Origin of the sequence: Comamonas nitrativorans (assembly GCF_042654765.1) — a bacterium.
Classification (GTDB): domain Bacteria; phylum Pseudomonadota; class Gammaproteobacteria; order Burkholderiales; family Burkholderiaceae_C; genus Comamonas; species Comamonas nitrativorans.
Window position 1 is genome coordinate 44,619 of sequence record NZ_JBHSEW010000001.1, and the last position, 20,247, is coordinate 64,865.

Sequence of the window (20,247 nt, forward strand, 5' to 3'; positions counted from 1 at the left end):
ATTTATTGGCCGGTGCCGGGCACCTGGCCCTCGATGCCGTTCACGAAAAAGTTGATGCCACGCAGGAAGGCGTCATCGGCCACCTGCCCGGCGGCCAGCACTTCCTGGCCCCGGTTGTTGCTGACCGGACCGGTCCACACGGCAAAAGTGCCATCCTTCAACCCGGCCTTGACGGCTTCCACCTTGTCGCGGATGTCCTGGGGCACGCTGTCGGGCACTTTGATGAGGTCCATCGCGCCTTCCTTCACGCCCCACCAGTAGTTACCGCCCTGCCAGTTGCCGTCCAGCGTGTCCTGCACGACCTTGGTGTAGTACGGCTCCCAGTTGATGACGGCGGAACCCAGGTGCGCCTGGGGCGCGAAGGCGCTCATGTCGCCATCCTTGCCGAAGGCGTAGGCACCGCGCTCCTGCGCGGCTTTCAGCACGGCGGGGGAGTTGGTGTTCTGGTACATCACGTCCACGCCGCCGTTCATCAGGCTGTTGGCGGCTTCGGCCTCCTTGGGCGGGCTGAACCATTCGTTCACCCACACCACCTTGGCCTGCACGGCGGGGTTCACGCTTTGCGCCCCCAGCACAAAGCTGTTGACGTTGCGCACCACTTCGGGGATGGGCACCGAGGCGACGACGCCGACGGTATTGGTCTTGGTCATGCCGCCAGCGACGATGCCCGCCAGGTAGGCGCCTTCAAACGTCTTGCTGTCGTACACCGCCACGTTGTCGGCCTGCTTGTAGCCGGTGGCGTGTTCGAACTTCACACCCGGCAGGTCGGCAGCGGCCTTTTGCACATATTCCTGAAAGCCGAAGCTGGTGGCAAAAATGAGCTGCTTGCCCTGCCCTGCCATGTCACGCAGCACGCGCTCGGCGTCCGGGCCTTCGGGCACGCTTTCGACAAAGCTGGTGGCCACCTTGTCGCCAAATCGGGCCTGCACGGCCTGGCGGCCCAGTTCGTGCTGGTACGTCCAGCCGCCGTCACCGATGGGGCTGACGTACATGAAGCCGATCTGCAACGGGCCAGCCGCCGCAGCGGGGGCAGCCTCCTCGGCTTTCGGAGCTTCGGGGGCTGCGGCTTCTTTCTGGCCGCAGGCGGACAGGGCAGCCACGGACACGACCGAAAGGGCCAGCGTTTTGAACCATGCAGGGCGTTGAGCAAACATCGTCATAAATGGAAAAGAGCGAAGGATGAAAAAAGGCGAGCCTGATGCGCTCGCCCTGGGAAAGATAGAAACCTCAATTGCCGGGATAAAAGGGCTTGCCCAGCGCGGCGGGCATATTCGCACGAATCCAGGCCGGATTGCGTGAAATCAGCACCAAAACAACGATGGTCGAGACATACGGCAGCATCGACAGCAACTGGCTGGCCACCTGCACGCCCGAGGCTTGCAGGTGGAATTGCAGCATCGTCACTCCGCCGAACAGATACGCCCCCAGCAGCACCCGCACAGGCCGCCAGGTGGCGAAGGTGGTCAGCGCCAGGGCAATCCAGCCCCGGCCCGCGACCATGCCCTCGACCCACAGCGGGGTGTAGACGGTGGAGATGTACGCCCCGGCCAGACCGCACAGCGCCCCCCCGGCCATCACCGCCAGCAAGCGGATGCGCCGCACCGGATACCCCAGGGCGTGAGCGGAATCGGGCGATTCGCCCACGGCCCGCAGCACCAGCCCGGCGCGGGAACGGTCCAGCCACCACATCAGCCCCAGCGCCAGCAGCACGGCGGCATAGACCAGAGGGTGGTGGCTGAACAGCGCCGGGCCGACCCAGGGAATATCGGCCAGCCCGGGAATGCTGTATTTGGGCAGCGCGGGCATGCGGGCCTGGACAAAATTCAGCCCCGCAAAGGCCGAAAAGCCCGTGCCGAACAGGCTCAGGGCCAGTCCGGTGGCGTACTGATTGGTGTTGAGCCAGATCACCAGCACGCCAAAAATGGCCGCCAGCAGCGCCCCGGCCACCATCCCGGCGGCAAAGCCCAGCCAGGTGCTGCCGGTGTAGACCACGGTGGCAAAACCGGCCAAGGCGGCGCACAGCATCATGCCCTCTGCGCCCAGGTTGACGATGCCGGCTTTTTCGTTGATCAGCAGGCCCAGCGCCGCCAGCGCCAGCACGGTGCCGGCACTGAGGGTGGAAGCGAGCAGCAAAGCGTAGGTATCCATGCTCAATGCCCCCCTTGCCTGGCACGGCCCACCCAGCGCACGCGGTAGGCAATCAAGGTATCGCAGGCCAGCAGGCTGAACAGCAGCAGCCCCTGAAACACGCCGGACAGCGCCTTGGGCAGCCCCAGGCGCGACTGCGCCAGTTCACCGCCGATATAGAACATGCTCATCAGAATCGCCGAAAAAATCATGCCCACCGGATGCAACCGCCCGACAAAGGCCACGATGATGGCGGCAAAGCCGTAGCCTGCCGGAACATAGGGGGTGAGCTGGCCGATCGGCCCGGCCACTTCCAGCGCCCCGGCCAGCCCGGCAGTGGCGCCGGAAATGAGCAGCGCCGTCCACAGCGCCCGGCGCGAGGAGAAACCGGCGTACCGCGCCGCCGCCGGGGCCAGCCCGCCCACCTGCAAGGCAAACCCGGCGCGGGTGCGGAACAGAAACACCCACAGCAGCGCCGACCCGGCCAGCGCCAGGAAAACGCCGATGTTCACGCGGCTGCCCGCAATCAGCCTAGGGATTTGCGTCACGCGCTCGAACAGTTTGGACTGCGGGAAGTTGTAGCCCGCCGGGTCTTTCCACGGCCCATAGACCAGGTAGCCCAGCACCAGGGTGGCGATGTAGACCAGCATCAGGCTGACCAGGATCTCGTTGGCGTTGAAGCGGTCGCGCAGCAGCGCCACGATGCCCGCCCAGGCCATGCCGCCCAGCATCCCGGCCAGCAGGATGGCCGGGATGATCCAGGCGCCCGTGTTCCTGTCGGCCAGCAGCGCCACGCCGCCCGCCGCCACGGCGCCGATGACGAATTGCCCCTCGGCCCCGATGTTCCAGATGTTGGAGCGAAAGCACACCGCCAGCCCCAGGGCGATCAGCAGCAGCGGCGTGGCTTTCATCGCCAGCTCGCCCAGGGCATAGGTGGATTTGATCGGTTCCCAGAAAAAGGCTTGCAGCCCCTTGACCGGGTCTTTGTCCAACAGGATGAACAGCAGCACCCCAATGGCCACCGTCACGGCCAGCGCCAGCAGCGGTGCCGCATACGTCCACACCCGCGAAAATTGCGGGCGTTGTTCCAGCTTAAACATGGCGGCCCTCCGCAGGCTCGCTAGACGCGCCACTGGGCTGCACCTGCTCCATATCGGCCAGGTGCTGCTGCACGTCGGCATTCCACAAACCGCTCATCCATTCCCCTACCTGCTGCACCGTCGCATCGGCACGGGCCAGACCGGGGCTGAGGTGCCCCTTGGCCAGTACGTACAAGCGGTCGCTCAAGTCAAACAATTCGTCCAGTTCTTCACTCACGATGAGTACGGCGCAGCCCGCATCGCGCAGCGCCAGAATTTCCGCGTGGATTTGCGCGGCCGCGCCCACGTCCACCCCCCAGGTGGGCTGGGCGATGATGAGCAAACGCGGCTGGGCGGAAATCTCGCGCCCGACGATAAATTTCTGCAAATTGCCGCCCGACAACGACCGCGCCGCCGCATCCGGCCCGCCGGCCTTGACGCCGAAACGCGCAATGATCGTGCGGGCCTGCGCCTGCAAACGCCCCAGGTGCAGCCAGCCTGCCGGGCCGACCGCATCGCTGCGGGTCAGCAGCAGGTTGTGCGCCAGCCCCATGGTGGGCACGGCGCCCCGGCCCAGGCGCTCCTCGGGCACGAAATGCAGGCCCTGCGCCCGGCGCTGCTGCGGGCTCCAGCGCCCCACCGCCTGGCCCAGCACCTGCACCATGGCGGGCTGCGCCCGCGTATCTTCACCGGACAAGGCCCGCAGCAGCTCCTGCTGACCATTGCCGGAAACCCCGGCAATCCCGACCACTTCGCCGCTGCGCACCTGCAGGCAGACATCCATCAAATCCACGCCAAAGGCATCCTGGCGCGGCAACGCCAGCGCTTGCACCTCCAGCACCACCGCCCCGGCGTGCAGCGGACGGTGTTCCAGTGCCGGTGGCTCAGCGCCGATCATCAGGCGCGAGAGCGAGGCGTTGCTCTCGTGCTGCGGCTGGCACACCCCGGTGACCTTGCCGCCGCGCAGCACCGTGCAGGCGGTACACAGGGCGCGGATTTCATGCAGCTTGTGGCTGATGTAGAGAATGGAGCAGCCCTCGCCGACCAGCTGGCGCAACACGACGAACAGCTGCTCCACCGCCTGGGGCGTCAGCACGGAAGTGGGCTCATCCAGAATCAGCAGACGCGGGTTGGTGAGCAGCGCCCGCACGATTTCCACGCGCTGCATCTCGCCCACGGACAGGGTGTGGACGGGGCGCTGCGGGTCGATCTCCAGCCCGTACTGCCGGCCTTTTTCTTCGATGCGCCGGGTGACTTCGGCCAGACTCAGGCTTTTATCCAGCCCGAGCCAGACGTTTTGCGCCACGGTCAGGGTGTCGAACAGGCTGAAATGCTGGAACACCATGGCAATGCCCAGCTGGCGGGCCTGCTGGGGGTTGCGGATGGTCACGGCCTGGCCGTCGAACAGCACCTGGCCTTCGTCCGGGCGGGTGCTGCCGTAGATGATCTTCATCAGGGTGGATTTACCAGCGCCGTTTTCCCCCAGGATGGCGTGCGCCTCCCCGGGCTGCACACTCAGGCTGACCGCATCGTTGGCAACGACGGTCGGGTAACGTTTGGTAATACCCACCAGCTGCAGGCGCGGAACAGGGGCGGCTGCAGGCAAAGCTTGGGGGGGAGAATTCATGGGGCGCGATTTTCGCTGAAGTTCCCAGGGTTGTTCCCGATCAATGGCAGGAAGGCTTCGGCCATCCGCGGGCTATTGATCCCATTTTTCATAGCATCTTCCGCTGGTCACACCTGCGAAAAATGCCAATAAGACTATATTTTTTTGGTCGAACTTCCCTCGGGTGCGGAATGCACTGTCTCGCCGGTGAAAACCGAGGCGTCCAGCCGCGCCTGCCAATACGCCAGGCGGGCATCGTGCCGGGCCGTGATGGCGTGGTCGATCTCCTCCTTGTGCAGGCTGGAGAAGGCTTCAAGCTCATGCACCAGCGCCAGCATCTGCGCTTCCAGGTCTTCCACCTCGCCCGCCAACTGCTGCTCCCAGCTCTCGATGTCGTCGTGGGCATGCAGGGCCGAAGCATTGGCGCCCTCGACCGCCGCAATGGCCTGACTGGCCGCTTCGTGCAGATGCTGCAAGGCATGAAAGTCCTGCATCCGCTCGGCAAACCGCTGGTGCATCACGGCTTGCAAATGACTTTCCGCGGCCAGATAACTGCTGTGGCACAGCTCGACCTGGGCCTGGCGCATCCGGCGCTCGCGCCGCGTGCGCGGGCCTTCAAGGCGAAACAGCAGGGCAAACACCGCCACTGCTACCAAGCCGTACCACAGCAGCCAGTCGAGAGGGACGTGCCAGGCGCCCCACGCCAGCACAGCCGTGCCCGCCCAGGCCAGGGCATAAACCCCATGCCCTTCCCAGCGTACCGGCCGGGGCAGCGGAATCGGCGTCAGCTTGATCAGGGTGTGCAGGCGCGGCGCCGGCGGCAGGGCAGGAGCGGTCGGCGGCTGCAACTGGGCCACGCGCTCTTTGACCGCATCCAGTGCAAAAGCCGCTGGCGCCGCATCCGCGCCAGCGGTGGCTGCAATGCGCTTCCAAGCATTGCGGGCACGTTGCAAAAGATGCGAAATTTTCATGAATCGACAGCAAACCGGAGAAGAATTTTTACCCCCTGAGTATGACCTCAGACCAGGCCCATGCGGGATAAATCAGCCACCGACTTAGAACCGCGCAACGACGAGTACGGCTTTTGGCTGCCTTGCGGGCACCAGCAAAAGATCGTAAACAGGTTCTTACACCGTGCCCACCACGACCTGGGCCTTGCCCTTGCGTTTGGCCTGGTAGCAGGCCATGTCGGCCGCCCGCAGAATGCCCGGGCCATCGTGCGTGCGCACGTCCCAGGCAACGACCCCGACACTGATGCTGACCCAGTACGGTTCCCCCTGCCACTGGGGTTGCCAGTCTTGTACCTGCTGGCACAGCCGCTGGCCAATGAGCAGAGCATGGTGGACTCCGATGCTCGGCAGCAAGGCGGCAAACTCATCGCCACCCAGGTAGGCGGCCCGGCCTACGGGCAAGACGCTGTGCAGCAACATGCGTCCCACCGTGGCCAGCACATGGTCGCCAAAAGGACGGCCTGCGGTTTCGTTCAGGGCTCCCAGGCAATCGATATCCACAAAAAGCAACGCCCCCGTTGCCGGGCCAGCCTGTTCCGCAGCAGCGTCCAGCCAGGGCTGGCGGCAGGACTGCAGCCAGTACAGCAATACGTCCTGCGGCACCAAACCTGCTTGCGGCAAGGCCGTTGGCAAGGGCAACTGGCTCCAGGGCGCCCACAACTGCCAGACGGCCGCCTCCGGCGCATCCTGCAGGCGGTAGGCACTCACCTCGGTCAGCACGGTCTGCCCATCGGCCTTGCGCAGCTGCACCTGTCCATGGTACCGACCGGCGGTGCGTACCCCATGCTGCACGGCGGTCAGTTGGGCCAGTTCCCGTACTACATAGTGCAACCACACCCCTTCCAGAAACTGCGGTGCGTAGCCAAGCAAGGTATAGGCATGGGCATTGGCCACCTGTATGGTAGGGCCTTGCACCACCCACATCGCCGCAGGGCTGGCTTGCAAGAAAGCCGCCCACTGGGTTGCTCCACCAGACGCCGACAAGGCTACCGCCGCTTGCCGAACGGACTGCCAGCGCAACAATTGCCTGTGGAGGAAGTACCCCACCACGAGGCACAGCGCCACCACGCCGGGCAGCAGCAGGTGCCAGAGCCACAGGCTCGGGGGTGCAGCAGGCGCTTCGGCCCAACTCTCCAGGCGCCACTGGGGATAGGGCAACTGCAACGCTTGCTCCGGCTGCATCGGCAGCACTTCGTTGCCAGGCGCCAGAGAACGCACCAGTATCCCGGTCTGGGCATCACGCAAGGCAAAGCCGAAGGGCCCAAAGACTTCTGCCGGGAACTGCGCCGTCATCGGGAGCAGCAAATTCTGGGGAATTTCTGCCTGGGCCAGCAGCAGGGCCACAAGTTGGCCCTGTGCATCCCGCAAGGGCTGTGCCCAAGTCAATTGCACCGTTTCCCCTTCGACGGCCTGGGCATACAAAACCAGACCCCCTTGAACCAGCGCACGTTGGCGCACGATTTGGATGGCCGCAGGCAAGGGCTGCAGCGGGATCAGCGCCTGCCGCTGGGGGGCCAGTTGCTCGACGGTGCCATCGGGATGGGCCAGGAACAAGGTATTGAAGCTGGCAGTCAGTACCCTCTCCTGCTGCAAGCGGGCAGCCCCCTGCTCCTGTGCGAACTGCGCCAGCCCCAGCAGCGCACGCTGGTACGCCTCCAGCCGCAGCGCCAGTTGCTGCGACCAGGTTTGCAGCAGCAGATGCTGCTGCGCCTGCTGCTGCTGTTGCCACTGGGTTTGAAAAGCGTGCTGCCCAAGCCAGGCCAGCCCCAGGGCAGCGAATGCGATGGCTGCGCACAGGGCCGCCACCAGTGCCCGCACACCGGGCCGCGGCAAGCGCTGGGACAGATGCTGGAGCCGTCGGGGAAGGAAATAAGAAAGTGCCACGCTCCACTATAAAAACGCGGAGCAGTGGCACTGCAGGGGTGGAACCCTTGGACGGGCCCTAGGAAAAACGCCAACTAGGCGATACCCGCCATGGTCTGCAAGGCGTCGGGCTGGGGCAGGTTGAGCACTTTGCCCGTGCCGGCAATCAGGCCATGCTCGCACAACTGGCGCAGCACGCGCGAGAAAGTTTCCGGCGCAATGCCCAGTTGGGCGGCAATGGAGCGCTTGCGCTGGTTCAGGGTGACGCGCATGGTGCCGTTGTCCACCGCCTGGGCATGGCGCAGCAGCCACTGGGCAAAACGGGCTTCTGCTGCCTGCGACAGGCGGCTGACCGCCGTTTCGGCCTGCTGGCAATACCCCCGGGCCATGTCGCGCACCAGCGCCTGGGCGGTGCCGGGCAAGGCATGGAGGCTGTCGTGGAAGTCTTGCAGGGAAACGCGTTTGATCCAGACGCGCGAGTCGGTGACGATGTCCATCGGCGAGGGTTCTTCGGCCAGGGCGAAGGCCGCATCCAGCCAGACCGGGCCTTCCACCAGGGAGAACTGGTGGCGCATTTTCTTGCTGCGGCCATCTTCGCAAATACCGAACATGGCCCGGCCGCTGTCCAAGTACAGCACCGAGTCCGGGTGTTCGCCACGCCGACGCAAAACCTGGCCGACGCCAAGAACCTCGGTCTTGGCAAAAAGTTCAAAGTGCTGGGGTAGGTGCAACATAATGCCCGACTATGCCAGTCCACTATTTATGTGGGTTTGAGCCACATCAAAAAATTTCCCGACTCAACCGAAAGCAAGGGTTTCCGCCCAATGCCGAAAAATTGGCGGCTTTTGCCAGCATTTGGAAACATTCTGTCCGGCCCGCAAAGCAAAAAGCCCTGAAGCAGGGATGCTTCAGGGCTTTGCGTTTTTGGTGCGGCTGGCAGGAATCGAACCCACGACCCCTTGGTTCGTAGCCAAGTACTCTATCCAGCTGAGCTACAGCCGCGAAGGGACGAATTGTAGAGGATATTCAGGCAGCATTTGCCGAATACCTGCAATTTTTTCAGCCGCCGCTGGCCGGGACGGCAGCACCCGCTTCAAACCAGTGCTGGATGATGCCGCGTTCCTCGGCGCTCAGGGCGCCGGGGTTGCCGAAAGGCATTTTGCGCAACTGCACCACCTGCTGGTAGATCTGCTGGGCGTGGGCCTGCACGTCCGCCACGCTATCGAGCTTGACGTTTTTCTGCGCCACGCCGTTGCTGTTGTGGCAGACCACGCAGTGCTGGTCCAGCACCGGGCGCAGATCGTCGTAAGTGGCGGCCACGGCGGCAGCGCCACCGGCCTGGGCAGAGGCGGCGGCCTGCGGCGCGGGCTTGAGCCAGACCAGCACGCCCAACAGCACGGCAATGCCGACGGCAGCGTATTTCCAGGGGTGGGGGTTGCGGCCCAGCTTGAAGCCGTGGCGCATGACGAAGAACTGGCGGATGGCGGCGCCGGCAAACATCATCAGGATCAGCACCAGCCAGTTCAGTTCGTGGTTGTTCATCCAGCCATAGTGGGTGGAGAGCATGGCGAACAGCACCGGCAGGGTGAAGTAGGTGTTGTGCACGCTGCGCTGCTTGCCGCGCTTGCCGTGGATGGGGTCGACGGGCTGACCGGCTTTGAGGGCCGCCACCACCGTGCGCTGGCCGGGGATGATCCAGAAGAACACGTTGGCGCTCATCGAGGTGGCCAGCATGGCGCCCATCAGCAGGAAGGCTGCCTGGCCGGGGAAGATGGCGCAGGCCAGGTAGGCTGCCACGCAGACCAGCACGGTCACCAGGGCGCCGACGATGGCGTCGCCGTTTTCCTTTTGCCCCAGGGTGCGGCAGATGGCGTCGTACAGCAGCCAGAACACGACCAGGAAGGCCAGCGCCGCGCCGATGGCGCCGCCGCTGGACAGCAGCGGATTGGCCGGATTGACCAGGTAGATGTTGGCATTCCACAGGTAGGACACGGTCAGCAGGGCAAAGCCCGAGAGCCAGGTGGTGTAGCTCTCCCAGAAGAACCAGTGCAGATGCTCGGGCAGCTTCGGGGGCGAGACGTTGAACTTGACCGGGTGGTAGAAACCGCCGCCGTGCAAGGCCCACAGCTCACCGGAGACACCCTGGCGTTTGAGTTCCGGGTCTTCGGGGGGCGTGAGGCTGCTGTCCAGAAAGACGAAGTAGAACGACGACCCGACCCAGGCGATGGCCGTGATCACGTGCAGCCAACGCAGCAGCAGGTTGGCCCAGTCCAAAAGATAAGCTTCCATGATGAAGTGAATATGAAAGTCTCTGCTCACCACCGCGGGCACTCTGAGCAGCAAACAGGTCGCGCACCTGGCCGATGGCCAGGGCACCGCTGCGACCTTTGGTGAAATAAAGTGTATACAAATTTTGTTCACCAAAAAATGCTTTTCTATCGGGGTTTGCCCGGTGGCAGCCCTTCGGGATGGCCCCTGGCGGCGCCTGTTTGACGTTTTTTAACGCGCCCCGGGGGGCGGACGCGGTAGGCTTTGGCCCCATGCAAAACCACCTTTTTTCTTCCTTGCCCGGCACCGCACGCCGCCGGATGTTGCAGGCCCTGGCCGCTGGCGGCCTGACCGCGCTGGTCGCCGGCTGCGGGGTGCCGATTGTGCGCCGCCCGGCACCAACCACGCCCATGCCGCCATTGCGGCGGGCCGCTGCCGAACACATTTACCAGCACAACCGCAGCCGCATCTATCCGGGGATGCTGCCGCCCATGCTGTACGCCATCGGGGTGCTGGAGGTGAGCCTGACGGCCAAAGGCCAGGTGCAGCGCCTGAACTGGATGCGTGCCCCCACCCATGCGCCCGAGGTGATGCGCGAGATCGAGCGCACCGTCCGCGCGGCTGCGCCCTTCCCCGTTCCCGCCGGCTCGCGCGGCGCCCTGCGCTTTACCGAAGTCTGGCTGTGGGACAAGTCCGGGCGCTTCCAGCTCGATACGCTGACGGAGGGGCAGCGCTCCGAGTAAATAGAAAAGGAGAGCTGTTTGCGCTCTCCTTATAAGGATTTCAAAGATAAAAAAACTGCAATTGCTTTTGAATCAAGCGGTAGCAGCTATGTTTTTATTGAAACATCAGGAACCCCGGTAGGTCGAATAGCTCCAGGGGCTGACCAGCAGCGGCACATGGTAATGCTCGTCGATGCGGGCAATGCCGAAGTCCAGGCTGACTTTGCCCAAAAAATTCGGCTCCGGCAGCGCCAGGCCCTTGGCCTTGAAATAATCGGCCACGGCAAACGTCAGGCGGTACGTTCCCGCTTGCAGCGTGTTGTCGTTGAACAGGGGAGCGTCGGTGCGGCCATCGCTGTTGAGCAGCAGGCTTTTGATCAGCGTCGCAGTCTCTCCTTTTGTAGCGTACAGCTCAACGGCCATACCGGCTGCGGGGCAGCCGTGCATCGTGTCCAGAACGTGGGTACTCAGGCCCATAGGGTTTCTCCTTGGAATGAAAAGCGCTTCTGCGCTGGCTTGTTTACTAAAAGTGTATACAATTTTTGTCGAAGTGGAAAAAACATGACATCCATAGAAACCATATCCTCCACCACCATGATTGCCGACGCGCTGACGCGGGCGATTGTGGAGCACCGCCTGCTGCCCGGCACCAAGCTGGCCGAGCAGAAGCTGGCCGACCACTTCGGTGTCTCGCGCACGCTGGTGCGCCAGGCGCTGTTCCAGCTGTCGCAGAACCGGCTGGTGACGCTGGAGCCGGCCCGTGGCGCCTTCGTGGCCACGCCGTCGGTGGCCGAGGCGCGGCAGGTGTTCGCCGTGCGCCGGATGCTGGAAATCGAAATGACCCGCGCCTTCTGCCGCCAGAGCAGCCCCGCGCAGATCACGGCCCTGCGGGCGCACATCCAGGCCGAGCAGGCCGCCATCGAAGGCCAGAACGTGGGCGAACGCACCGAGCTGCTGGGCGACTTTCACGTCGTCATGGCCCGCCTGATGGGCAACGACGTGCTGGCGCAAATCCTGGGCGACCTGATCTCGCGCTGCGCCCTGATCACCCTGATGTACCAAAGCACGACCGCTGCCGCGCACTCGCACGAAGAGCATGAAGGCATCGTCGCCGCGCTGGCCGGGCGCGACGAGGCACTGGCCGTGCGCCTGATGCAGGAGCATCTGGCCAACGTCGAATCCGGGCTGGAGTTCGACCGCACCCTGCCCTCCAATGATTTATCCATGGCGCTGTCCACGGTCTAGACCGCAGCAGCGCCCTTTTTGTTGAGAAGTCCTCCCCCCATGACCTACGACGCCACCGCCCCCTACCCCCGCGACCTGATCGGCTACGGCCGCACGCCACCGCACCCGCACTGGCCCGGCCAGGCGCGGGTGGCGGTGCAGTTCGTGCTGAACTACGAGGAAGGGGGCGAGAACCACGTGCTGCACGGCGATGCGGGCAGCGAGCAGTTTCTGTCGGAGCTGTTCAACCCCGCCTCCTACCCGGCGCGGCACATGAGCATGGACGGGATTTACGAATACGGCGCCCGCGCCGGGGTGTGGCGCATCCTGCGCGAATTCGAGCAGCGCGGCCTGCCGCTGACGGTGTTCGGCGTGGCCACCGCCCTGCAAAAGCACCGCGAAGTCGCGCAAGCCTTTGCCGAACTGGGCCACGAAGTGGCCTGCCACGGCCTGAAATGGATCCACTACCAGAACCTGCCCGAAGACGTGGAACGCGCCCACATGCAGCAGTGCCTGGAAATTTTCGAAGAACTGTACGGCCACGACGGCGACCACGGCCTGGGCTGGTACACCGGGCGCGACAGCCCCAACACGCACCGGCTGGTGGCCGATGCGGGCCGCTTTGCCTACGACGCGGATTACTACGGCGACGACCTGCCCTTCTGGATGCAGGTGGGCAAGACCGACGGCAGCCGTGCCCACCAGCTCATCGTGCCCTACACACTGGACTGCAACGACATGCGCTTTGCCCTGCCGCAGGGCTATTCGCACGCCGACCCGTTCTTCCAGTACATGAAGGACACGTTCGACGCCCTGTACGCCGAGGGCGACGAAAACGGCACCAATGCGCCCAAGATGATGAGCATCGGCATGCACTGCCGCCTGCTGGGCCGCCCGGGGCGCATCGTGGCGCTGCAGCGCTTTCTCGACCACATCCAGCGCCACGACAAGGTGTGGGTGGCCCGCCGCATCGACGTGGCCCGCCACTGGGCGCAGCGCTTTCCTGCGCCGCAATAATTTTTAGAACAAATCCCCCTCCAGCGCTTATACGACAAGCGCTGGCAGCTCATTTTTTTAAGGAGACAACCATGGCCTTGACCCTGGAACAACTGAACGCGGCCAACGCGGCAGAGGCCGTTGCCCTGCTGGATGGCCTGTACGAGCATTCCCCCTGGATTGCCGAGCAGGCCCTGGCCCAGCGCCCCTTTGCCAGCCTGGCGCACATCAAGCACGCCATGGTGCAGGTGCTGGCCCAGGCGGGCGAGCAGGCGCAGCTCGACCTGATCCGCGCCCACCCGGAGCTGGCGGGCAAGGCCATGCAGACCAATACGCTGACGGCTGAATCGACCAACGAGCAGAACAAGGCAGGCCTGACCCAATGCACGCCCGAGGAGCTGGCGCACATCCAGAACCTGAACCGCCAGTACGGGGAGCGCTTTGGCTTTCCCTTCATCCTGGCCGTGCGCGGCCCGCGCGGGCTGGGCCTATCCAAAGCAGAAATCCTGGCCACCTTCGAGCGCCGCCTGCGCAACCACCCCGACTTCGAGCGGGCCGAGGCGCTGCGCAACATCCACCGCATTGCGGAAATCCGCCTGAACGACAAGTTCGGCTACACCCCCACCCTGGGCAACGACGTGTGGGACTGGCAGGAAAAGCTGGCCCAACACACCGACCCCGGCTACGCCGAGCTGGGGCAGCTCACCGTCACCTACCTGACCGACGCGCACCGCGCCTGCGCCCAGCGCATCAGCCACTGGATGCGGGAAATCGGCTTTGACGAGGTGGAGATCGACGCCGTGGGCAACGTGGTGGGCCGCTACCACCCCGACCCCGCTATGGCCGGTGCGCAATACCTGCTGACCGGCAGCCACTACGACACGGTACGCAACGGCGGCAAATACGATGGGCGCCTGGGCATCTTCGTGCCGATGGCGTGCGTGCGCGAGCTACACCGCCAGGGCAAGCGCCTGCCCTTCGGCATCGAAGTGGTGGCCTTTGCCGAGGAAGAAGGCCAGCGCTACAAGGCCACCTTCCTCGGCTCCGGGGCGCTGACGGGCGACTTCAACCCCGACTGGCTCGGCCAGCAGGATGCCGACGGCATCACCATGCGTGCGGCCATGCAGCACGCGGGCCTGTGCATCGACGACATTCCCAAATTGCGGCGCGACCCGGCGCAGTACCTGGGCTTTATCGAAGTCCACATCGAGCAAGGCCCGGTACTGAACGAACTGGACTTGCCCCTGGGCATCGTCACTGCCATCAATGCCAGCGTGCGCTACCAGTGCAGCATCACCGGCATGGCCAGCCACGCCGGCACCACGCCGATGAACCGCCGCCGCGATGCCGCCGTGGGCGTGGCCGAACTGGCCCTGTTCATGGAAGCACGCGCCACGCAGGACGGCGACAGCGTGGCCACCATCGGCATGTTGCAGGTGCCCAACGGCTCCATCAACGTGGTGCCGGGCCAGTGCCACTTCAGCCTGGACATTCGTGCCCCCAGCAACGCCCAGCGCGATGCGCTGCGGGACGACATCCTGGCCAAGCTGGCCGACATCTGCGAACGCCGGGGCCTGCAATACCGCACCGAGCAGACCATGCAGGAATCCGCCGCGCCCAGCGCCCCAGAGTGGCAGCAGCGCTGGGAGGCCGCCGTGCAAGCCCTGGGCGTGCCGGTGTTCCGCCTGCCCAGCGGCGCGGGCCACGATGCAATGAAGCTGCACAAGATCTTGCCGCAGGCCATGCTGTTCGTACGCGGCCTGAACAGCGGCATCAGCCACAACCCGCTGGAATCCAGCACCAACGACGACATGCAGCTGGCCGTCGATGCCTTTGCCCATGTTTTGCAGCAACTGGCTGCCTGAATTGAAGGAGATTTGTCATGAACCACGACCGCCAAGCCCTCTACACCGCCCTGGATGCCTGGGTGGACCAGCACTTTGACGAGCAGGTGCAGTTCCTGCAGGCCCTGGTGCAGGTGCCCACCGACACCCCGCCCGGCAACAACGCCCCGCACGCCGAACGCACGGCAGCGCTGATCAAGGAATTTGGCTTCGACGCCGAAAAACACGCCGTGCCCGAAGCAGAAGTGCGCGACTACGGGATGGAAAGCATCACCAACCTGATCGTGCGCCGCCCCTATGGCCATGGTGGCCGCACCGTGGCGCTGAACGCCCACGGCGACGTGGTGCCCCCCGGCGAAGGCTGGACGCACGACCCCTACGGCGCCGAGATCGTGGACGGCAAGATGTATGGCCGCGCCACCGCCGTGAGCAAGAGCGACTTTTCCACCTTCACCTTTGCCGTGCGGGCGCTCGAAGCCGTTGCCAAACCCAGCAAGGGCGCGGTGGAGCTGCACTTCACCTACGACGAGGAATTTGGCGGCCTGCTCGGCCCCGGCTGGCTGCTGAAAAACAAGCTGACCCAACCCGACCTGATGATTGCCGCCGGCTTCAGCTACGAAGTCGTCACCGCGCACAACGGCTGCCTGCAAATGGAAGTGACCGTCCACGGCAAGATGGCCCACGCCGCCGTGCCGCACACGGGCGTGGATGCGCTGCAGGCGGCAGTGGCCATCATGAACGGCCTGTTTGCCGAGAACACCAAGTACCGGCAGGTCACCTCGAAGGTTCCGGGCATCAAGCACCCCTACCTGAACATTGGCCGCATCGAAGGCGGCACCAACACCAACGTGCTGCCGGGCAAAGTGACCCTGAAGCTCGACCGCCGCATGATTCCCGAAGAAAACCCGGCCGAGGTGGAAGCCAGCATCCGCGCCGTGATCGCCCAGGCGGTGGAGCAGTTCAACACCCAAGGCGGCTACACCGGCGAGGACGCCGTGCGCGTGGACATCAAGCGCCTGCTGCTGGCCAACGCCATGACGCCGCTGGCCGAGAACAAGCCCCTGGTCGATGCCATCCAGCAGCACGGCGAAGCGGTGTTCGGCAGCAGGCCCCCCGCCGTCGGCACGCCCCTGTATACCGACGTACGCCTGTACGTGGAGCGCGGCATTCCCGGCGTGATCTACGGCGCAGGCCCGCGCTCGGTGCTGGAATCGCACGCCAAGCGCAACGATGAACGCATCGATCTGGAAGACCTGCGCCGTGCCACCAAGGTGGTGGCCCGCAGCCTGGTCGATCTGATGGCCTGAACGCCCTCAAACGCTGCGTGCTGCGCTCACCGCGCAGGCTCTCCCCTTGCAGCCCGGCCTTGCGCCGGGCTTTTTCATGCCTGTGCAGACCCGGCCGCAGACCCTCCTGCCCTATCGGGAAATACCCATCCCTAGGGAAAACTTGGAGTTTTTCAATGTCTTATTTGTATACACTTTTTGTATGGATAAAGTGCGCAATCCCTGCCGCTGCCCATAACGACAGTTTCCAAGGAAGACATTCATGACAAGCTCTGTCCATCCCGTTGATGAAAAGCTGCCCTGGGGGCGGGCCACCGCGCTGGGCCTGCAACACGTCCTGGTGATGTATGCCGGCGCCGTGGCCGTGCCGCTGATCGTGGGCCGGGCGCTGAACCTGCCCCCCGATCAGATTGCCCACCTGATTTCCGCCGACCTGTTCGTCTGCGGGATCGTCACGCTGATCCAGTCGATGGGCGCGACCCAGTGGTTCGGCATCAAGCTGCCGGTGATGATGGGCGTGACCTTTGCCGCCGTCGCGCCGATGGTGTCGATGGCCCAGGCCACGGGCGGACAGGCGGGGGCCGGGCTGATCTTCGGCGCGGTGATCGGCGCGGGAGTGATCTCCATCCTCATTGCGCCGCTGATGAGCCGGATGCTGCGCTTCTTCCCGCCCGTGGTGACCGGCACCATCATTGCCGTGATCGGCATCAGCCTGATGCGCGTGGGCATCAACTGGATTTTCGGCAACCCCGCCGGCCCCACGGCCCCGACCATCCCCAATCCCGAACACATCAAATGGCTGACCGAGGCCCAGGCCATGGCCGGCGCCCCCGGCTCGCACCTGCCGCCCGTGCCCAAGGGCTTTGCCGTGGTGCCCAGCGTGCCCAACCCCAAATATGCAGACTTGACCGGCGTGACCATTTCCGGCGCCGTGCTGCTGACGATTCTGTTCATCGCCCGCTTCGGCAAGGGTTTTCTGGCCAACATCTCGGTGCTGATCGGCATCGTCGTCGGCGGTGTCATCACCGCCGCCATGGGGCTGATGACGTTCGAGAAAGTGGGCAAGGCCGCCTGGTTCGACATCGTGCTGCCCATGCAGATCGCCACGCCGGTGTTCGACCCCATGCTGATCCTGACGATGACGCTGATCATGATCGTGGTGATGATCGAATCGACCGGCATGTTCCTGGCCCTGAGCGACATGACCGGCAAGCCGATCAACCAGACCGAACTGACCCGAGGCCTGCGCACCGACGGCCTGGGCACGCTGATCGGCGGCATTTTCAACACCTTCCCCTACACCAGCTTCTCGCAGAACGTGGGGCTGGTGGCCGTCACCGGCATCAAGAGCCGCTGGGTCTGCGTGGCCGGGGGCGTGATTCTGGTCGTGCTGGGCGTGCTGCCCAAGATGGCCGCCCTGGTCGAATCCCTGCCCACGGTGGTGCTGGGCGGCGCGGGGCTGGTCATGTTCGGCATGGTGGCCGCCACCGGCATCCGCATCCTGTCGGGCGTGGATTTCCGCGACAACCGCAACAACGCCATGATCGTGGCCGTCTCCATCGGCGTCGGCATGATTCCGCTGGTGGCGCCGCAGTTCCGCCAGTGGATGCCGCATGCCATCCACCCGCTGATCGAGTCGGGCATCCTGCTTTCTTCCCTCTGCGCCGTGCTTCTGAACGTTTTCTTCAACGGAGCCAAAGATAATACGCAGGCTGTCATCCAAGCAGCACGCCAGGCCGACGCGCACTAAGCATCGCCGACCCTTCAACAAACGCCAGCCCCCTTACCGGGGGATGGCGTTTCAGGCTTCGCGGGGCGCCGCAAGACCCCGCAATTTGTCATTTCAGAGTAAGCTTTGCGCCCCCTGGCGCAGCAAGCGCCCCTTGAACCACTTTTTTCCATGACTGAACCACTGACCCCCGCCGAACAAACCTTGCGTGACGCTGCCCGCGAGTACCACAGCAACCCGAACAAAGGCAAGATTTCCGTCACCCCCACCAAGCCCCTGTCCAACCAGCGCGACCTGTCGCTGGCCTACTCCCCCGGCGTGGCCTACCCCTGCCTGGACATCCAGGCCGACCCGGACAAGGCCTTCGACTACACCGCCCGGGGCAACCTCGTCGGCGTGATCACCAACGGCACTGCCGTGCTGGGCCTGGGCGACATCGGCCCCCTGGCCGGCAAACCCGTCATGGAAGGCAAGGGCTGTCTGTTCAAGAAATTCGCCGGCGTGGACGTGTTCGACATCGAACTGGCCGAGCGCGACCCGAACAAGCTGATCGACATCATTGCCGCGCTGGAACCCACCCTGGGCGGCATCAACCTGGAAGACATCAAGGCGCCCGAGTGCTTCTTCATCGAGCAGGAACTCTCCAAGCGCATGAACATCCCCGTCTTCCACGACGACCAGCACGGCACGGCCATCATCTCCAGCGCTGCCCTGCTCAACGGCCTGGAACTGTCCGGCAAGGACATCGGCCAGATCAAGCTTGCCGTCTCCGGCGCGGGCGCCGCTGCCATTGCCTGCGTGAACGTGATGATCGGCCTGGGCCTGCGCCGCGAAAACGTGTTCATGTGCGACTCCAAGGGGCTGATCTACACAGGCCGCCCCGGCACGCTGGACGCCTCCAAGGCCGCCTTTGCCCAGAACACCGAAGGCCGCACCCTGGCCGATGCCGTCAAGGATGCGGACGTGTTCCTGGGCTGCTCGGCCCCTGGCGTACTGACTGCGGACATGCTCAAGACCATGGCCGACAAACCCATCATCCTGGCCCTGGCCAACCCCGAGCCGGAAATCCGCCCCGAACTGGCCAAGGCCGTGCGCCCGGACTGCATCATCGCCACGGGCCGCTCGGACTACCCGAACCAGGTGAACAACGTCCTGTGCTTCCCCTACATCTTCCGGGGCGCACTGGACTGCGGCGCCACCAAGATCACCGAGGCCATGAAGCTGGCCTGCGTACGCGAAATCGCCTCCCTGGCCAAGCAGGACGTGAGCGACGAAGTGGCCGCCGCCTACCAGGGCAAGGAGCTGACCTTCGGCCCGGACTACCTCATCCCCACGCCCTTCGACACGCGCCTGATCCTGCGCATTGCCCCGGCCGTGGCCAAGGCCGCCGAGGAATCGGGCGTGGCCACCCGCCCGATCGCCGACTACGCCGCCTACCGCGAAAGCCTGACGCGCTTCGTCTACCAGACCAGCATGATCATGCGCCCGGTGTTCGCCGCCGCCAAGGACAACCTCCAGCGCGTCGCCTACGCCGAGGGCGAAGACGAGCGCGTGCTGCGTGCCGTGCAGACCGTGGTCGATGAAAAACTGGCCAAGCCCATCCTGATCGGCCGCCCGGACATCATCGCCGCCCGCATTGCCAAGGCCGGCCTGCGCCTGCAAGCCGGCGTGGACTTTGAAATCTGCGACCCCGAGGACGATCCGCGCTTCCGCCAATACTGGGAGGCCTACCACCGCATCATGGGCCGCGACGGCGTGACGGCCGAAACGGCCAAGAAGGTGCTGCGCCGCTCCAACACCCTGATCGCCACCATGCTGGTGAAGATGGGCGATGCCGACGCCATGCTGTGCGGCCTGGTCGGGCGCTTCGACCGCCACGTGGCCCACATCGAAGGCGTGCTGGGCCACAAACCCGGCGCCAGCAAGCTGGCCACCGTCAATGCCCTGCTGCTCGAAGGCCGCACGCTGTTCATCGCCGATACCTATATCAACGAAGACCCCAGCGCCGAAGAGCTGGCCCACATCGCCGAACTGGCCGCCGAAGAAGTGCAGCGCTTCGGCATCCCGCCGAAGGTGGCCTTCGTCTCGCACAGCAACTACGGCTCTTCGAGCAGCAAGTCGGCCCGCAAAATGCGCCAGGCCCGCGACCTGTTTGTGCAGAAGCACCCGCACATCGAATGCGACGGCGAAATGCACGGCGACGCCGCGCTGGACGAAAGCGTGCGCGACCGCGCCCTGCTGGACTCCACCCTGCACGGCGAGGCCAACATCCTCATCTGCCCGAACCTGGATGCGGCCAACATCCTGTTCAACGTGCTCAAGACCACGGTATCGCACGGCACCACCATCGGCCCCATCCTGATGGGCGTTGCCGCCTCGGCCCACGTCATCACCCCGTCGTCCACCGTGCGCCGCATCGTGAACATGACGGCCCTGGCCGCCGCCAAGGCCCAGCAGAACGGCTAAACACAGGCGGCCAGCGCTTTTGTCACT

General features: G+C 64.7%; 16 protein-coding genes and 1 tRNA gene. 7 read left to right on the forward strand and 10 right to left on the reverse strand.

Annotated elements, in window-relative coordinates; all coding sequences use genetic code 11:
• Positions 1-2: 2 nt before the first annotated feature.
• From ACFO3A_RS00200 to ACFO3A_RS00240, 9 genes are all read right to left on the reverse strand, one after another.
• On the reverse strand, positions 3-1,154 hold the full coding sequence (locus ACFO3A_RS00200) for a BMP family ABC transporter substrate-binding protein (protein ID WP_377723690.1): 1,152 nt from the start codon (positions 1,152-1,154) through the stop codon (positions 3-5).
• 73 nt (positions 1,155-1,227) lie between these two features.
• Positions 1,228-2,148 carry an ABC transporter permease gene (locus tag ACFO3A_RS00205; RefSeq protein WP_377722922.1) on the reverse strand — a complete coding sequence of 307 codons (921 nt, stop codon included), beginning with the start codon at positions 2,146-2,148 and terminating at the stop codon, positions 1,228-1,230.
• Positions 2,149-2,150: 2 nt separating this feature from the next.
• A complete protein-coding gene (locus tag ACFO3A_RS00210; protein WP_377722923.1) occupies positions 2,151-3,227 on the reverse strand; it encodes an ABC transporter permease in 1,077 nt (358 codons plus the stop codon).
• Positions 3,220-4,833 carry an ABC transporter ATP-binding protein gene (locus ACFO3A_RS00215; RefSeq protein ID WP_377722924.1) on the reverse strand — a complete coding sequence of 538 codons (1,614 nt, stop codon included), beginning with the start codon at positions 4,831-4,833 and terminating at the stop codon, positions 3,220-3,222. Before ACFO3A_RS00215 ends, ACFO3A_RS00210 begins: the two co-directional genes overlap by 8 nt.
• A 134-nt stretch (positions 4,834-4,967) precedes the next feature.
• Complete coding sequence (locus tag ACFO3A_RS00220) at positions 4,968-5,783, reverse strand: hypothetical protein (RefSeq protein ID WP_377722925.1); 816 nt, start codon at positions 5,781-5,783, stop codon at positions 4,968-4,970.
• A gap of 156 nt (positions 5,784-5,939) precedes the next feature.
• A complete protein-coding gene (locus ACFO3A_RS00225) occupies positions 5,940-7,655 on the reverse strand; it encodes a GGDEF domain-containing protein (RefSeq protein WP_377722926.1) in 1,716 nt (571 codons plus the stop codon).
• A 125-nt stretch (positions 7,656-7,780) separates the two neighbouring features.
• Entirely contained in the window at positions 7,781-8,419 is a 639-nt protein-coding gene (locus ACFO3A_RS00230) for a Crp/Fnr family transcriptional regulator (RefSeq protein ID WP_377722927.1), read from the reverse strand.
• A gap of 191 nt (positions 8,420-8,610) precedes the next feature.
• A tRNA-Arg gene (locus ACFO3A_RS00235) sits at positions 8,611-8,687 on the reverse strand.
• A 57-nt stretch (positions 8,688-8,744) separates the two neighbouring features.
• The gene (locus ACFO3A_RS00240) at positions 8,745-9,974 is read right to left on the reverse strand and encodes a urate hydroxylase PuuD (RefSeq protein ID WP_377722928.1); all 1,230 of its coding nucleotides are present in this window, start codon (positions 9,972-9,974) and stop codon (positions 8,745-8,747) included.
• Positions 9,975-10,225: 251 nt separating this feature from the next.
• Between ACFO3A_RS00240 and ACFO3A_RS00245 the strand changes: the two genes are divergently transcribed.
• Positions 10,226-10,696: a hypothetical protein gene (locus ACFO3A_RS00245; RefSeq protein ID WP_377722929.1), complete on the forward strand. Its 471-nt coding sequence runs from the start codon at positions 10,226-10,228 to the stop codon at positions 10,694-10,696.
• Between the two features lie 105 nt (positions 10,697-10,801).
• On the opposite strand, the gene uraH is transcribed toward ACFO3A_RS00245, so the two are convergent.
• Complete coding sequence (gene uraH, locus ACFO3A_RS00250; RefSeq protein ID WP_377722930.1) at positions 10,802-11,152, reverse strand: hydroxyisourate hydrolase; 351 nt, start codon at positions 11,150-11,152, stop codon at positions 10,802-10,804.
• A 93-nt stretch (positions 11,153-11,245) separates the two neighbouring features.
• Here uraH and ACFO3A_RS00255 point away from each other — a divergent pair, with 93 nt between their 5' ends.
• The 6 genes from ACFO3A_RS00255 (at position 11,246) to ACFO3A_RS00280 (ending at position 20,220) form a co-directional block, all read left to right on the forward strand.
• A complete protein-coding gene (locus ACFO3A_RS00255) occupies positions 11,246-11,920 on the forward strand; it encodes a GntR family transcriptional regulator (protein WP_377723691.1) in 675 nt (224 codons plus the stop codon).
• 39 nt (positions 11,921-11,959) lie between these two features.
• Complete coding sequence (gene puuE / locus ACFO3A_RS00260) at positions 11,960-12,916, forward strand: allantoinase PuuE (RefSeq protein ID WP_377722931.1); 957 nt, start codon at positions 11,960-11,962, stop codon at positions 12,914-12,916.
• Between the two features lie 71 nt (positions 12,917-12,987).
• Positions 12,988-14,760: a 2-oxo-4-hydroxy-4-carboxy-5-ureidoimidazoline decarboxylase gene (gene uraD, locus ACFO3A_RS00265; RefSeq protein WP_377722933.1), complete on the forward strand. Its 1,773-nt coding sequence runs from the start codon at positions 12,988-12,990 to the stop codon at positions 14,758-14,760.
• 17 nt (positions 14,761-14,777) lie between these two features.
• Positions 14,778-16,046 (forward strand): M20 family metallopeptidase, encoded by a 1,269-nt coding sequence (locus tag ACFO3A_RS00270; RefSeq protein ID WP_377722935.1) that lies wholly within the window; start codon positions 14,778-14,780, stop codon positions 16,044-16,046.
• A 241-nt stretch (positions 16,047-16,287) separates the two neighbouring features.
• Positions 16,288-17,775 (forward strand): nucleobase:cation symporter-2 family protein, encoded by a 1,488-nt coding sequence (locus ACFO3A_RS00275; RefSeq protein ID WP_377722937.1) that lies wholly within the window; start codon positions 16,288-16,290, stop codon positions 17,773-17,775.
• 150 nt (positions 17,776-17,925) lie between these two features.
• Positions 17,926-20,220 carry an NADP-dependent malic enzyme gene (locus tag ACFO3A_RS00280; RefSeq protein WP_377722938.1) on the forward strand — a complete coding sequence of 765 codons (2,295 nt, stop codon included), beginning with the start codon at positions 17,926-17,928 and terminating at the stop codon, positions 20,218-20,220.
• Positions 20,221-20,247: the final 27 nt, after the last annotated feature.

Excerpts from the sequence above, each read along its gene's own strand:
- uraH (WP_377722930.1), bottom strand. The coding sequence starts at position 11,152 with ATGGGCCTGAGTACCCACGTTCTGGACACGATGCACGGCTGCCCCGCA.
- ACFO3A_RS00210 (WP_377722923.1), bottom strand. The coding sequence starts at position 3,227 with ATGTTTAAGCTGGAACAACGCCCGCAATTTTCGCGGGTGTGGACGTAT.
- ACFO3A_RS00280 (WP_377722938.1), top strand. The coding sequence starts at position 17,926 with ATGACTGAACCACTGACCCCCGCCGAACAAACCTTGCGTGACGCTGCC.
- ACFO3A_RS00240 (WP_377722928.1), bottom strand. The coding sequence starts at position 9,974 with ATGGAAGCTTATCTTTTGGACTGGGCCAACCTGCTGCTGCGTTGGCTG.
- ACFO3A_RS00275 (WP_377722937.1), top strand. The coding sequence starts at position 16,288 with ATGACAAGCTCTGTCCATCCCGTTGATGAAAAGCTGCCCTGGGGGCGG.
- uraD (WP_377722933.1), top strand. The coding sequence starts at position 12,988 with ATGGCCTTGACCCTGGAACAACTGAACGCGGCCAACGCGGCAGAGGCC.
- ACFO3A_RS00270 (WP_377722935.1), top strand. The coding sequence starts at position 14,778 with ATGAACCACGACCGCCAAGCCCTCTACACCGCCCTGGATGCCTGGGTG.
- puuE (WP_377722931.1), top strand. The coding sequence starts at position 11,960 with ATGACCTACGACGCCACCGCCCCCTACCCCCGCGACCTGATCGGCTAC.
- ACFO3A_RS00245 (WP_377722929.1), top strand. The coding sequence starts at position 10,226 with ATGCAAAACCACCTTTTTTCTTCCTTGCCCGGCACCGCACGCCGCCGG.
- ACFO3A_RS00220 (WP_377722925.1), bottom strand. The coding sequence starts at position 5,783 with ATGAAAATTTCGCATCTTTTGCAACGTGCCCGCAATGCTTGGAAGCGC.
- ACFO3A_RS00230 (WP_377722927.1), bottom strand. The coding sequence starts at position 8,419 with ATGTTGCACCTACCCCAGCACTTTGAACTTTTTGCCAAGACCGAGGTT.
- ACFO3A_RS00205 (WP_377722922.1), bottom strand. The coding sequence starts at position 2,148 with ATGGATACCTACGCTTTGCTGCTCGCTTCCACCCTCAGTGCCGGCACC.
- ACFO3A_RS00215 (WP_377722924.1), bottom strand. The coding sequence starts at position 4,833 with ATGAATTCTCCCCCCCAAGCTTTGCCTGCAGCCGCCCCTGTTCCGCGC.
- ACFO3A_RS00200 (WP_377723690.1), bottom strand. The coding sequence starts at position 1,154 with ATGTTTGCTCAACGCCCTGCATGGTTCAAAACGCTGGCCCTTTCGGTC.